This is a genomic window from Streptosporangium sp. LJ11 (genome assembly GCF_051918945.1).
GTDB lineage: Bacteria > Actinomycetota > Actinomycetes > Streptosporangiales > Streptosporangiaceae > Streptosporangium.
The window spans coordinates 188,752-201,454 of the sequence record NZ_JBPXMB010000010.1 but is presented as its reverse complement, the minus strand read 5'-3'; the positions used below and the strand labels follow the sequence as shown (position 1 = coordinate 201,454).

The following is a 12,703-nucleotide window of genomic DNA, read 5'->3' as shown; positions in this document are numbered from 1 at the left end:
TCCGGCTAGAGCTTCTTGGCCTTGGCGAGGTCGGCGTGGAGCTGCTCCAGCACGTCGGCGTAGCCCTGGTAGCTGTAGCGCTCCTCGGCGTGCCACTGGTAGACCTGCCCCGCCTTGACCGCGGGCAGCGCGGCGAAGGTCGGCTTCTTCTTCATCTCCTCGGGCCGCATCGACTGGGTGCGGGCGTCCACCAGGATCACGTCCGCGTCGTAGGTGTCCGCGTTCTCCCAGCTCAGGGTCTGCCAGAAGCCACCGTCGTCGACCTTCTCCGGCACCACCGGGTCCAGGCCGAGTTCCTTGAAGTAGCGCACGTCCGCGTGGTCGTCGGGGTTGGCCACCCACATCGCCTCCGGCCCGCCCGCCATGACCAGGATCTTCAGGCCCTTGGCCTCGGGGGTGGCGAGCGCGGCGGAGGCGGCGTCGAACCTGGCCTTGGCCGCGGTCACCTCGGGGGCGTCGAGGTCGGCGCCGAGAGCGGCCGCGACCTGCCCGTACCTCTCGATGAGCTTGGGCACCGACACCCCGATCAGGCTGACGCCGAGGGTGGGCGCGACCTGCTCGATGGTGGAGGTGGACTTCTGCGGCACGTACCAGAGGACGTCCTTGGTGTACATGCCGCTGACCAGCAGGTCCGGCTGGAGCGAGATGTACTTCTCGACGTTGAACTCGTCCCACGCGTTGCCGATGGACTCGACCTTGGTGATGTCGACGTCGCCGACCTGGGGGTCCTTCGTGCCGTCCTTGAGCTTGTGCGGCCCGAAGACGGCGACGGGGCGGATCCCGAAGTCCCAGAGGGCCGCGGCGGCGCCGACCTGGGCGACGACCCGGGCCGGGCGCCTGGGCGTGTCGATCTTCTTTCCACGGTCGTCGGTGAAAGTCCACGGGCCCGCCGCGGGGGAGGCGGCGGCCGGGGAGCCGCCCGGCGCCGCGGCCGTCTCCGCACCGCTGCCGCACGCGGCCAGGACGAACACGAGGCCGAGGCCCGCGGCCATGAATCCCCGCCGCGGCAGGACAGGTAGGGACATTTCCGACTCCAAAGGATAGGCTTACCTAAATGACTCATGCGTTAGATTAGCCTTGCCTAATCATTACCGACGAAGAGGGGTACCCGGTGAGCAGGGCCGCTGTGGCCACGGCCGCGTCCGACACGGTCGCGAAACCGGACGTGACGCGTCCGGAGCGAGCGGGAGGGACGAGACGCCGCTCGGTGGCGCTGGCGGCCGGGCTGGCGGCCGGGCTGGCCGCGCTGGTGCTGCTGGCGATGGTCAGCGTCGCGGTGGGCTCCCGCTCGGTCCCGCTGTCCACGGTGCTGGACGCGCTGCTCGCGCCCGACGGGTCCGCGGACCACACGGTCATCAGGGACCTGCGCGTACCGCGGACCCTGATCGGCATCGGCGTGGGCGCGGCGCTCGGACTGGCCGGCGCGCTGATGCAGAGCCTCACCCGCAACCCGCTCGCCGACCCCGGGCTGCTGGGCGTCAACCAGGGCGCCATGTTCGGCGTGACGGTCGCGATCGGGCTGCTCGGGGTGGGTGACCCCTCCCTCTACGTCTGGTTCGCGTTCGCCGGTGCGGCCGCCGCCGCCGCGCTGGCCTACGCGCTCGGCTCCGCCGGGCGGTCGGGCGGCGGGCCGGTGCGGCTCACGCTCGCCGGCGTCGCGCTGGGCATGGTCTTCAACGCCGCGGCCTCGGCGATCCTGCGGACCGACAACGCGACCTTCGACCGGATGCGGTTCTGGCTCACCGGCTCGCTCGCCGGGATCGGCGCCGACGTCGCGGTACGGCTCGCCCCGTTCCTCGCGGCTGGGCTGGTGCTCGGGCTGCTGCTCGCCAAGCCGCTCAACGCCCTCGCGCTCGGCGACGAGGCGGGGCGCGCGCTCGGCGTGAGCGTGGCCCGCACGCGCGGGCTGACCGCGATCGCCGTCACCCTGCTGTGCGGGGCCGCCACCGCCGCCGCCGGGCCCCTGTGGTTCATGGGGCTGGCCGTGCCGCACGCGGTTCGTGCCTTCACGGGGCCCGACCAGCGCTGGGTCCTGCCCTACACCGTCGTGCTCGCCCCCGTGGTGCTGCTCGGCTCGGACATCCTCGGCCGGGTGATCGCCGCCCCCGCCGAGGTGCAGGTGGGCATCATGTGCGCCGTCGTCGGCGCCCCGGTGTTCATCCTGCTCGCCCGCCGCCGGAGGCTCGCCGCCCTATGAGAACCATCCCGTCACCGGCGACCGCCCCGAAGGCCGCTCCCAAGGCCCTTCCCACCGCGCTGCGCCTGGGTTCCTGGTCGCTGCGGCTCTCGCCGCGCGGCCTCGCCGCCGGGACCGCCGTCACCGCCCTGGGAGTGCTCGTCAGCCTGGTCGCGCTGTCCGTCGGCGAGTTCACCGTTCCCATCCCCGACATCGTGGCCGCGCTGTTCGGCCAGGGGCCTCCGGCCGCCGAGCTCATCGTGGGCCGCCTGCGAGCGCCGCGTGTCGTGACCGGACTGCTGGTCGGCGCCGCGTTCGGGCTGAGCGGGGCCATCTTCCAGAGCCTGACCCGCAACCCGCTCGGCAGCCCCGACTTCATCGGCTTCACCGCCGGGGCCTCCACCGGGGGCATCGCCGCCGTCGTGCTGGGCGGCACCGCCTGGCAGATCGCCGGAGCCTCGCTCGCCGGGTGCGTCGCCTCCGCGCTGGTGGTGTACGCCCTGGCCTTCCGGCGCGGGGTGCAGGGCTACCGGCTGATCCTGGTCGGCATCGGGATCAGCGCGCTGCTGGTCTCCGCCGACTGGTACATGCTGACCCGCGCCAACATCAACGACGCCGCCACCGCCGGGGCGTGGATCACCGGCAGCCTCAGCGGGCGCGGCTGGGAGCACGCGATCCCGGTCGCGTACGCGCTGGTCCTGCTCCTGCCCGTCTGCGCCTGGCTGTCGCGCCCGCTGCGGATGATGGAGATGGGCGACGACGCGGCCAAGGCCGCGGGCATCCGCGTCGAACCGGTGCGCGCGATGGCCATCGTCGTCGGCGTGCTGCTGTGCGGAGTCGCCACCGCCGCCGCCGGACCCGTGATCTTCGTGGCGATGGCCGCGCCCCAGCTGGCCCGCCGGATCGCCCGCTCCCCCGGCGTCACCCTGGTCACCTCGGCGCTGACGGGCGCCACATTACTGGTGGGCGCCGACCTGGCCGCCCAGCGTGTCTTCGCGCCGGTGCAACTGCCGGTGGGAATCATGACCGCCGCGATCGGCGGCATATACCTGGTGTTTCTACTGCGAAGGGAACGACGTTGAGACTCTACGGCACCGGACTGACGCTCTCCTACGACAAGCGCGTGGTGGCGAGCGACCTGAACGTCACGATCCCCGACGGATCGTTCACCGTGATCATCGGCCCCAACGCCTGCGGCAAGTCCACCATGCTGCGCGCCCTGGCCCGCATGCTCAAACCCCGCACGGGGGCCGTCCACCTGGACGACGCCGTGATCACCTCACTGCCGTCCAAGGAGGTGGCGCGCAGGCTGGGCCTGCTGCCGCAGAGCTCGATCGTGCCCGACGGCATCACGGTCGCCGACCTGGTGGGCCGGGGCCGCTACCCGCACCAGCGGCTGATGCGGCAGTGGTCCCGCGAGGACGAGGTCGCGGTGGCGGCGGCCATGAGGTCGACCGACGTGACCGATCTGGCGGACCGCTGCGTGGACGAGCTCTCCGGCGGCCAGCGCCAGCGTGTCTGGCTGGCCATGGCGCTGGCCCAGGAGACCCCGATCCTGCTGCTCGACGAGCCGACGACCTTCCTGGACATCGCCCACCAGATCGAGGTGCTCGACCTCTGCGCCGACCTGCACGAGCGGGGCAGGACCCTGGTCGCCGTGCTGCACGACCTGAACCAGGCCTGCCGCTACGCCACCCACCTGATCGTGATGCGCGACGGCCGGATCGTCGCCGAGGGCGATCCCGCCTCGATCATCACGGCCGCGCTGGTGGAGGAGGTCTTCGAGCTGCGCTGCGAGATCATCGATGACCCGCAGAGCGGCACCCCGCTGATCGTCCCCGAGACCCGCCGCCGCACCCCCGTCCATACGTAGGCGCGACCGCGGGTCAGCCCTCCAGCGCGACCCGGCGGGCCAGTCCCAGGGGGAGCCCGCCGGAGCCGGCCAGCGTGTCGTGGAAGGCCCGCAGGTCGCCGCGGCCCGCGGCCAGGTAGTCGTCGCGGATGCGGTCGATCTCCAGAGCCCCGGTCAGGTAGGAGGGCGCCTGGGTGGGCCACGCGCAGTAGCGGTCGACCTCGCCCCTGGCCGTGCCGGGGGTGAGCGACGATTTCGTGGTCATGTACTCCTCGGCCTGCTCGATCGTCATGTCGCCGCAGTGCAGCGAGGTGTCGACGACGATGCGGGCCGCCCGGAAGAGCCGGAAGTCGAGGTGGGCGAGCTCCTGGGCCGGGGTGGTGAAGTAGCCCTGCTCGTGCATGAGCTTCTCGACGTACAGGCCCCAGCCCTCGGTGAGGTACGGGGTGCGGAACAGCTTGCGGGCGGGCCGGGGGTTGTCCGCCATCCACGACAGGTGCCAGTGGTGGCCGGGGTAGGCCTCGTGGACGGCGATGGAGGGCATCTGCGCCCTGGCGTTGGTACGCAGCCGCTGGCGGACCTGCTCCCCGGTGAACGAGGACGGGGTGAACGGGACGAAGAAGTGCCCGATCCTGGAGGTCGACAGGGGCGGGGGCGACATGTAGGAGGCGACGGCGACGATGGGCCGCTGGAACTCCGGCGACGGGACGACCCGGCACTCCTCTCCCCGCGCGAAGGTCACCAGGTCGCGCTCGCGGACGAACCTCCTGGCCCGCTCCGTCTCGGCCTCGTACTCGGCCCGCATGTCCTCCAGCGTCGGCGCGTGGTCGTCCTGGAGCTCGGTGACGGCCGCGTGCCAGTCGCCGGAGCCGCCGTCCAGCCTGGCGGCGACCTCGCGCATCCGCGCGTCCAGCTCGTCGTAGGCGGCCTGCCCCCGCTTGAGCAGCTCGTCGGCACCGTAGCCGAGCATCTCCCTCTCGCGCAGCAGGGTGGAGTAGAGCTCCTCCCCCATCCGCCAGGTGCCGGTCGCCCGGAACCCCTCGAGGAATCCCACCAGCTCGTCGAAGGCCGCCGCCGCGGGCTCGGCCGCTGCGGCCAGCCGGGCGCGCAGGGCCTCGTCGGCGACCTGGCCGGGGACCGTCTCGGTGAGGAAGCGCCGGGCGGTCCGCGACTGGCCCAGCCCTCGCGCGACCAGGAGCGGGGCCGCCAGGGCGGGATCGAGGTTGGCCCGGCAGGCGGCGATGACGTCCGGTACCTCGGCCAGCCGCGCGACGGCCGCGTCCACCAGCTCGACCTCGGTGGACAGCCGCTGCAGGAACGGCCCGAACATCGAGGAGAAGATCGGCCCCACGTAGGCGGCCGGGTCACGCCGCCAGACGGGCCACGCCTCGTACGCGAGCCCGCCGCGCAGCGTGGAGATGACCAGCTCCCGGTCGATCTCGTCCTCGAAGCTCTCGGACTCCTCGGAACCTCCGGGGGCCCCGGCGCTCTCGGGACTCTCGGGACTCTCGGTGCCCCCGGGTCTCCCGGGCGCCCGAACCTCCTGGAGCCGCTCCAGCCAGCGGCGCGCCTCCCGCTCCCTGGCGAGGATGCCGGACTCGGTGAAGTCGCCGAGAGTCCTGTCGTACCCCTGTGCGCCCGCGAGGTTGGCGTAGGCGGGATTCGCCGCCAGATACCAGTCGAGGAATCCGCTTACGAGCTCGGGAGACGTCATAACGCCGGATCCTACTCGGCGGGCGAATCCCCATCACCGGTGTTGTCGCCCGCCGATCTCCCGGTCCCCGGGTCCGCCCGGACCCCCCCTGGAGTCCCGCCGAAGACCCCCGCGCGGACCCGCTCGGTACCCCCGGACATATCCGAGTCCGCGGACGAGCGGGCTCGGCTCCGCGGTTCCCATAAACTTCATGCTGTGGGTGACCCGAAGTTCGAGATCCAGATGCTCCACGACCGTGTCATGGTCAAGATCGAGCAGGAGTCCGAGGAACGGCGCAGCACGGCGGGCATCGTCATCCCGGCGACGGTGAAGATGGCCAACCGCCTCGTCTGGGGTGAGGTCTGCGGCGCGGGCCAGAACGCCCGCGCGGTCAAGGTCGGCGACAAGGTCCTGTTCAACCCCGAGGAGCAGTACGAGGTCGAGGTCCACGGCCAGCTCTACCTGGTCATGCGCGAGCGTGACCTGCACGCCATCGCCACCCCGCAGACCGACAACGGCACCGGCCTGTATCTGTGAGGCCGGTGAGATCCGTGGGCCGCGCGGGTCATTTCCGGGTGTAGCCGAGATAGAGCTTGTTGGACCAGTCGGCGGCGGAGAAGGCGGCCAGGACCCGGGTGGTCTTGCCCTTGAGGGTGGACAGGACCACCTGGTAGTGGCCGGAGGCCGGGATGACGGCGATGAAGTGCTTCTCGTCCCACCAGCCCCACAGGGCCTTCGGCTTGATGCCGGGCACCTTGGCCGCGAGCTTGCCCGAGGTGCGGTCCCAGACGCAGACGTGCTCGGTGTGGCTGGACGGGCACCAGGTCATCAGGCCCCGCCCCGAGGGGGTGAAGGCGTCCTCCCCGCCGGCGGGCCTGCCGGTCTTGGCCAGGGTGCGGCGGATCGCGCCGTCCTGCCCGTAGAAGCGGGTGCCACCCGAGTGTTCGGCCACGACGTCGACGCCGTCGGAGCTCCACCGGAACCTCGCGGCCTTGTCGACATCGGCCACGGTCACCGTCCTGGCGGTCTTCGCGACCGCGTCGACGATCACGAACCCGGAGGTCACCCACGCGGATCCGCTCTTCCTCTCGACGGTCAGCACCGCCTTGCCGCCGTTGCGGTTCCAGTGAGCGTAGTGCGCGACGAGCGGCTTCCTCACCGTACGGATCCTGGTGCCCTTGGAGGTCGCCAGGTCGAGCAGGACGACCGAGTCGTAGCCGCTCTGGTAGGAGGTGGGCACCGCGAGGGCCTTCTTCCCCTTCGGCGCGACCGTGATCTCCTGGTAGGCGGTCTGCCGGGTGAACCCGGCCCCCCTGCGCAGGTAGGTCATCTTGCCGAAGGAGTAAGAGGTCACCCTGAGCGCGTCCTTGGAATCCTCCCGGACGGTGACCCGGGTGCCGGGCAGCACGATGTCGACGGGCGCGGCGGCGAACGCGACGGCTGCCGGCTCGGCGGCGTGCGCGGCGGCCGGAACCGGCACGATCACCGAGGCCAGGACGGCGAGGCAACCGAACAGCCGGTAGATCCCAGGAGTCACAGGCACGGCGGAATCCTAAGCCGGAAAGCCCTCAAGATCTTGATCTAGAACGAATCGGTTAGAACAGGTGTGAGAGAGACCGGCCGGGGTGAGGGGACACCGGAAGACGAGCGTTACGGGAGAACGGCGACACCGGGACGCGGAACCCGGAGTTCCCTTCGAGCCGGGGCCGACGCGGCGGGCAGACCGAAAACGAACGGCGATTTTACGGCGTCGGGCTCCAGCCCGTCCCCCGCCGTTTTCGCGGAGGGTCCGCGGCGCGCAAGGCAAAGTCACCGGCACCGGGCGGGGTGGATTGAGCCTCGGTGAGCCGTGTGGTCACGTTACGGCCCCTATCACCGATTAATGTCCTCCCATGAGGGATCGGTCAGGGGCACCCCGTTCCCGGGTGTCCACCGCGGCCGGTTACGCGGCGATGACGATCGGCATCCTGGACATCGTCAGGGCCGTGCTGCCCGCGTTCAGGAGGAGCCGGGTCGGCGAGATCGCCGGGTTCCTGCCCGGGACGTTCACCTCGCTCGCCCAGGCGGTCTCGCTCGTCCTGGGCGTCCTGACCGTCATGCTCGCCCACGGCCTGCGGCGCAGGAAGAAACGGGCCTGGCGGGCGGTGGTGGTGCTCCTGCCGCTGAGCGTCCTGGTGGAGCTCCTGCACGCGCACCGCCCCTTCACCGCCATCCTCAGCACGCTGGTCTTCGTCCTGCTTGTGATCAACCGGCACGAGTTCGACGCCCTCTCCGATCCCCGGACCCGCTGGCGGGCGCTGTGGAACCTCCTCGTCCTGGGCGTCCTGGACGTCGTCATCGGCTGGGCCGTGGTCAACGCCCACCCCCTGATGATCGTCGGCGACCCCGGTGCCGGAGAACGGCTCCAGCACGTGCTGCTCGGCCTCGTCGGGATGGAGGGCCCGGTCAGCTACTCCTTGGAGCGAACCGCCGACCTGGTCTACTACTCCCTCCTCGGTCTCGGCGCGCTCACCGCGGTGACGACCCTCTACCTCGTCCTGCGTCCGGAGCGGCCCGTCGCCGAACTGGACCCCGAGCAGGAGGAGGCGGTCCGCGAGCTGCTCGCCCGGCACGGCGCCCGTGACTCGCTCGGCTACTTCGCGCTGCGCCGCGACAAGAGCGTGGTGTTCTCCCCGACGGGCAAGGCGGTGATCGCCTACCGCGTGGTCTCGGGGGTCATGCTCGCCAGCGGCGACCCCATAGGGGACGTCGAGGCGTGGCCGGGCGCGATCAGGCGGTTCATGGAGGAGGCGGGGCGGCACGCCTGGGTGCCCGCCGTGATCGGCTGCAGCGAGACGGGCGGCGAGGTGTGGACCAGGGAGGGCCGCCTGTCCGCCCTGGAGATCGGCGACGAGGCCGTCATCGACGTCGCCGCCTTCACCCTCGAGGGAAGAAGCATGCGCAACGTCCGGCAGATGGTGAACCGGGTGGATCGCGCGGGCTACACCTGTCTCGTACGGCGGGTCGGGGACCTCACCGAGGCGGAGAAGGACCGGATCCGGCACGCCGCCGACTCCTGGCGCGGCACGGACACCGAGCGGGGCTTCTCCATGGCGCTCGGCCGTTTCGGCGACCCCGCCGACGCCGGATGCGTCGCCGTCACGGCGCACGGTCCCGCCGGGAGCACCTCGGAGGCCGAGACATCCGAGGGCGCGGTGGGTGGCGAGGACGGCGGGACCGGGCCGGGCGGGGACATCCGCGCCATCCTGCACTTCGTCCCCTGGGGAACGGACGGCATGTCCCTCGACCTGATGCGTCGCGACCACGCGGCCGACCCGGGCCTCAACGACCTGCTGATCGTCAAGGCCCTGCAGGCGGCCCCGGCCCTCGGTGTGAGCACGGTCTCGCTCAATTTCGCCTTGTTCCGCGCCGCGCTCGCCAGGGGCGAGCGGCTGGGCGCCGGCCCGATCCTCCGCCTCTGGTACGGCGTCCTGGTCTTCCTGTCCAGGTGGTTCCAGATCGAGTCGCTGTACCGGTTCAACGCGAAGTTCCAGCCGCTGTGGAAGCCCCGCTTCCTGGTCTATCCCGCGGCGCGGGACCTTCCGCGAATCGGCATGTCGGCACTCCAGGCGGAGGCCTTCATCTCCCTCCGCCTTCCCGCGACCGTCTCGCGCCGCGTCAGGAGCCTCCTCCCGGCATGCTTCCGCACCTCACGCATTCCATGATCATGGTGACGCGGTGCCGCCGGTGCTCGTAGAACCGGTGACCGAGCGCCGTCACGACGAGCACCCCGCCGAGCAGCAGAAGCATGAACGGCCCGTACTTCTCGTGTCCTATCAGGCCCATGACCAGATGGGCTATACCGGCGGCGACGATGATCGCGCCGACGTTGAGCAATTCCCTGTTGAGCGTCCACCCCGAGGCGGATCGTTCCCGTTCCGTCTCACTCATGCGTCCAGGCTCACCACCGTCGGTTACGGTCCGCCTCGGATCCCGTCACCACGATGTAAAACACCGGGCGTCCTCCCGCGCCGGCGAACGTGTGAACCCTGTGATCCAGCGGGAAACACGCTCCAGCCGGGACAGGCGACCGGCGAGGGCGCCCGTCAGCCACCGAGCCTGCGGAACGTACGCGTCGACAGGGGCAGGAAGACGGCGATCAGCAGCAGCGGCCAGACCACGGCCATGAGCGTGGCGTTCTGCGTGACCCAGGACCCACCGCCCCAGCCGGGGTTGTCGAAGAGCTGCCTGGCGGCCGTGGCGGTGGCCGAGAGCGGGTTCCACTCCGCGATCGCGCCGAGCCAGCCGGGCATGGTGCTGGGGTCGACGAACACGCTGGACAGGAAGCCGACGGGCCAGACCAGGATCTGCACGGACGTCACCACCTCCGGCCCTCCCGCGACGAGGCCGATGAAGATGCCCACCCAGATCAGGGCGAAGCGCAACAGCAGGAGCAGGCCCACGGCGGTCAGCGCCGCGGACGGTCCTCCTCCGGCGCGCCACCCGAGCAGCAGCCCGGTCACGATCATCACGGTCAGCCCGACGGCCGAGTTGAGCATGTCGGCGATCCCCCGGCCCATGACGACCGCGGAGGCGCTCATCGGCATCGACCGGAACCGGTCGGTCACCCCCTTGGCCGCGTCGGTGGTGACCGCCATCATCGTGCTCTCCAGGCCGAAGAGCATCGTCATGGCGAACATGCCGGGGATCAGGAAGTCGAAGTAGTCTCCGCCGGGGACGCCGATGGCGCCGCCGAACAGCCCCCCGAACATCAGCACCATCATGATCGGGAAGAACCATCCGAGGATGACCGGTCCCGGCCGGCGGACCCAGTGGTTCAGGTCGCGCAGGGTGATGGTCCAGGAGTCGGCCAGCGCCCAGCCGAACCGGGACATCGGGGATCCGGCGGGCAGGGTCGAGGTCGTCGTGCTCACGGGGATGCCTCCGTACCGGGGATCGGGGTCGTCGCGCTCACGGGAATGCCTCCCGTACCGGGGATCGGGGTCGTCGTGCCCGCGCGGGCGCCCGCGCGGAAGAGGGCGGCGCTCAAGCGGACGCCTCCGTACGGGTGGCCGGGAGCCGCCGGGCCCCTTCTCCGCCGCCCGTCAGGTGGAGGAACACCTCGTCGAGCGTGGGGCGGCGCAGCGTGACGTCGAGCGGTTCGATCCCGGCGTCACCGAGCGCGGTGGCCATCGTGACGAGGGCCCGGGTGCGCTCGGCGACCGGGACGCTGACCCGGCGCGCCTCGGCGTCCACGTGGACCTCGCCGGACGCGACCCGTGCCGCGAGCGCCTCCGTCGCGGCCACGTCCGCCTGGTCGGCGAGGACGAGGTCGAGCCAGTCGCCGCCGATGGCGGCCTTCAGCTCCTCGGGGGTGCCCTCGGTGACGACCCGGCCCGCCCCCAGCATGGTGATCCGGTCGGCCAGCCGATCCGCCTCCTCCAGGTACTGGGTGGTGAGCAGCACGGTCGTGCCGGAGCCGACCAGGTCGCGGACGGCCGCCCACACCTCCTGGCGGGCGGCCGGGTCGAGGCCGGTCGTGGGCTCGTCCACGAAGAGCACCGGGGGCGCCACGATGAGGCTCGCCGCCAGGTCGAGCCGCCTGCGCATGCCGCCGGAGTACTTGCCGACCGGCCTGCCCCCGGTGCCGGCCAGCGAGAAGCGCTCCAGCAGCTCGTCGGCCCGCCTGCGCGCCCTGGCGGCGGAGAAGTGGTTCAGCCTGCCGAACATCACCAGGTTCTGCCGCCCGCTGAGGACCTCGTCGACCGCGGCGTACTGGCCGACCAGCCCGATCCGCTCGCGTACCTGCCGCGCCTGCGTCCGGACGTCGAACCCCGCGACACTCGCCCGGCCCGAGTCGGGGCGCAGGAGCGTGGACAGGATCCGGATCGCCGTCGTCTTGCCCGCGCCGTTGGGCCCGAGCAGGCCGCAGACCGTTCCGGCCGCCACCCGCAGGTCGAACCCGTTGAGACCCGTCCCCTCGACGGCACCGGCGTAGTTCTTGCGCACCTCGTGCGCGGCGATCGCGAACTCCGTCGCTCTCACAGCCACCCGTTTCACCCCTGCTTTCGCCTGTCTTCCCGCCCGGCGCCGTCGCGCCTCCATCGCGTATAGCGTACCGTACATCGTACGGCTCAGTTACGGTGGTCCCAACGACGAAAATCTGGAGACCGTTCCTGTGAGTGCGAAGAAAGCTTCCGACGCCGACCCGGCACGCAGCCTGGCGCTCCTGTGGGGATCACACAGCAAGCCGGGGCGTTCCGGGCTGACGGTGCGCTCGATCGTCCTGGCGGCCATCGAACTGGCCAACGACGAAGGGCTCGACGCGGTCTCCATGCGGCACGTCGCCGAGCGGCTGGAGGTCGGGACCATGTCCCTCTACACCCACGTCCCCGGCAAGGGGGAGCTGGTGGACCTCATGATCGACACCGCGTACGGGGAGCTCTACGACGACGTGGACGCCCCGTCCCGGCAGCCCGGCGGGTGGCGGGGCGGGCTGGAGTTCATCGCGGCCCGCAACTGGGACCTCTACCGGCGCAACCCGTGGTTGCTGCAGATCATCGACGTCCGCTCCACCCTGGGGCCGAACGCGTCACTCAAGTACGAGGCCGAGCTGCGCCCGCTGGAGGGCACCGGCCTGTCGGACGTCGAGATGGACTCCGTCCTGGCCCTGGTGCTCAGCCACGTGGAGAGCACCGCCAGGGCCAAGGCCAACCAGGCCCGCATCCAGGAGGAGAGCGGGATCACCGACGTCGAGTGGTGGCTGTCCAACGCCCCGATCCTCGACAAGATCATGGACACCGCCCGGTTCCCCCTCGCCTCCCGCGTGGGCCGGGCGGCCGGAGAGGCCTACCAGTCCGTCGCCGACCCCGTCCACGCCCTCACCTTCGGCCTGGAACGCATCCTGGACGGAATCGCCGGTCTGATCGCGGGCCGGGATCGCCCGTGACACCGAAGGGTCTCCGGCCGGAGACGCGGTCATCGGAGACAAGTGGCCGGAAAC

The 12,703-nt window shown here is 71.4% G+C and carries 12 protein-coding genes; 6 read left to right on the top strand and 6 right to left on the bottom strand.

The genetic code is table 11. From position 1 onward, the window contains the following. Positions 1 to 5: 5 nt before the first annotated feature. Entirely contained in the window at positions 6 to 1,025 is a 1,020-nt protein-coding gene (locus ACTOQ3_RS17140) for an ABC transporter substrate-binding protein (protein WP_440084376.1), read from the bottom strand. Positions 1,026 to 1,111: 86 nt separating this feature from the next. Between ACTOQ3_RS17140 and ACTOQ3_RS17135 the strand changes: the two genes are divergently transcribed. From ACTOQ3_RS17135 to ACTOQ3_RS17125, 3 genes are read left to right on the top strand one after another with little or no spacing between them, the layout of a single operon-like run. Continuing rightward, positions 1,112 to 2,197: a FecCD family ABC transporter permease gene (locus ACTOQ3_RS17135; protein WP_440084375.1), complete on the top strand. Its 1,086-nt coding sequence runs from the start codon at positions 1,112 to 1,114 to the stop codon at positions 2,195 to 2,197. Further along, entirely contained in the window at positions 2,194 to 3,258 is a 1,065-nt protein-coding gene (locus tag ACTOQ3_RS17130; protein ID WP_440084374.1) for a FecCD family ABC transporter permease, read from the top strand. The genes ACTOQ3_RS17135 and ACTOQ3_RS17130 overlap by 4 nt, the downstream gene beginning before the upstream one ends. Next, positions 3,255 to 4,049, top strand: coding sequence for an ABC transporter ATP-binding protein (locus ACTOQ3_RS17125; RefSeq protein ID WP_440084373.1), 795 nt, complete (start codon positions 3,255 to 3,257; stop codon positions 4,047 to 4,049). Before ACTOQ3_RS17130 ends, ACTOQ3_RS17125 begins: the two co-directional genes overlap by 4 nt. Before the next feature lie 13 nt (positions 4,050 to 4,062). On the opposite strand, the gene ACTOQ3_RS17120 is transcribed toward ACTOQ3_RS17125, so the two are convergent. Beyond that, complete coding sequence (locus tag ACTOQ3_RS17120; protein WP_440084372.1) at positions 4,063 to 5,742, bottom strand: DUF885 domain-containing protein; 1,680 nt, start codon at positions 5,740 to 5,742, stop codon at positions 4,063 to 4,065. 195 nt (positions 5,743 to 5,937) lie between these two features. Between ACTOQ3_RS17120 and ACTOQ3_RS17115 the strand changes: the two genes are divergently transcribed. Next, a complete protein-coding gene (locus tag ACTOQ3_RS17115; protein ID WP_329092552.1) occupies positions 5,938 to 6,258 on the top strand; it encodes a GroES family chaperonin in 321 nt (106 codons plus the stop codon). Between the two features lie 28 nt (positions 6,259 to 6,286). Here ACTOQ3_RS17115 and ACTOQ3_RS17110 read toward each other — a convergent pair whose 3' ends face one another. Then, positions 6,287 to 7,264, bottom strand: coding sequence for a hypothetical protein (locus tag ACTOQ3_RS17110; protein WP_440084371.1), 978 nt, complete (start codon positions 7,262 to 7,264; stop codon positions 6,287 to 6,289). A gap of 349 nt (positions 7,265 to 7,613) precedes the next feature. On the opposite strand from ACTOQ3_RS17110, the gene ACTOQ3_RS17105 reads away from it, so the two are divergent. Continuing rightward, entirely contained in the window at positions 7,614 to 9,425 is a 1,812-nt protein-coding gene (locus ACTOQ3_RS17105) for a phosphatidylglycerol lysyltransferase domain-containing protein (protein ID WP_440084370.1), read from the top strand. Here ACTOQ3_RS17105 and ACTOQ3_RS17100 read toward each other — a convergent pair. The 3 genes from ACTOQ3_RS17100 to ACTOQ3_RS17090 all read right to left on the bottom strand — a co-directional run bounded on the left by ACTOQ3_RS17100 (position 9,379) and on the right by ACTOQ3_RS17090 (position 11,751). Further along, positions 9,379 to 9,651 carry a hypothetical protein gene (locus ACTOQ3_RS17100; RefSeq protein WP_440065405.1) on the bottom strand — a complete coding sequence of 91 codons (273 nt, stop codon included), beginning with the start codon at positions 9,649 to 9,651 and terminating at the stop codon, positions 9,379 to 9,381. The genes ACTOQ3_RS17105 and ACTOQ3_RS17100 overlap by 47 nt on opposite strands. Positions 9,652 to 9,806: 155 nt before the next feature. Further along, complete coding sequence (locus tag ACTOQ3_RS17095) at positions 9,807 to 10,595, bottom strand: ABC transporter permease (protein ID WP_440084439.1); 789 nt, start codon at positions 10,593 to 10,595, stop codon at positions 9,807 to 9,809. A 151-nt stretch (positions 10,596 to 10,746) separates the two neighbouring features. Continuing rightward, a complete protein-coding gene (locus ACTOQ3_RS17090; protein WP_440084369.1) occupies positions 10,747 to 11,751 on the bottom strand; it encodes an ATP-binding cassette domain-containing protein in 1,005 nt (334 codons plus the stop codon). Between the two features lie 127 nt (positions 11,752 to 11,878). On the opposite strand from ACTOQ3_RS17090, the gene ACTOQ3_RS17085 reads away from it, so the two are divergent. Continuing rightward, positions 11,879 to 12,649, top strand: a complete 771-nt coding sequence (locus ACTOQ3_RS17085) for a TetR/AcrR family transcriptional regulator (protein ID WP_440084368.1) — start codon at positions 11,879 to 11,881, stop codon at positions 12,647 to 12,649. Positions 12,650 to 12,703: the final 54 nt, after the last annotated feature.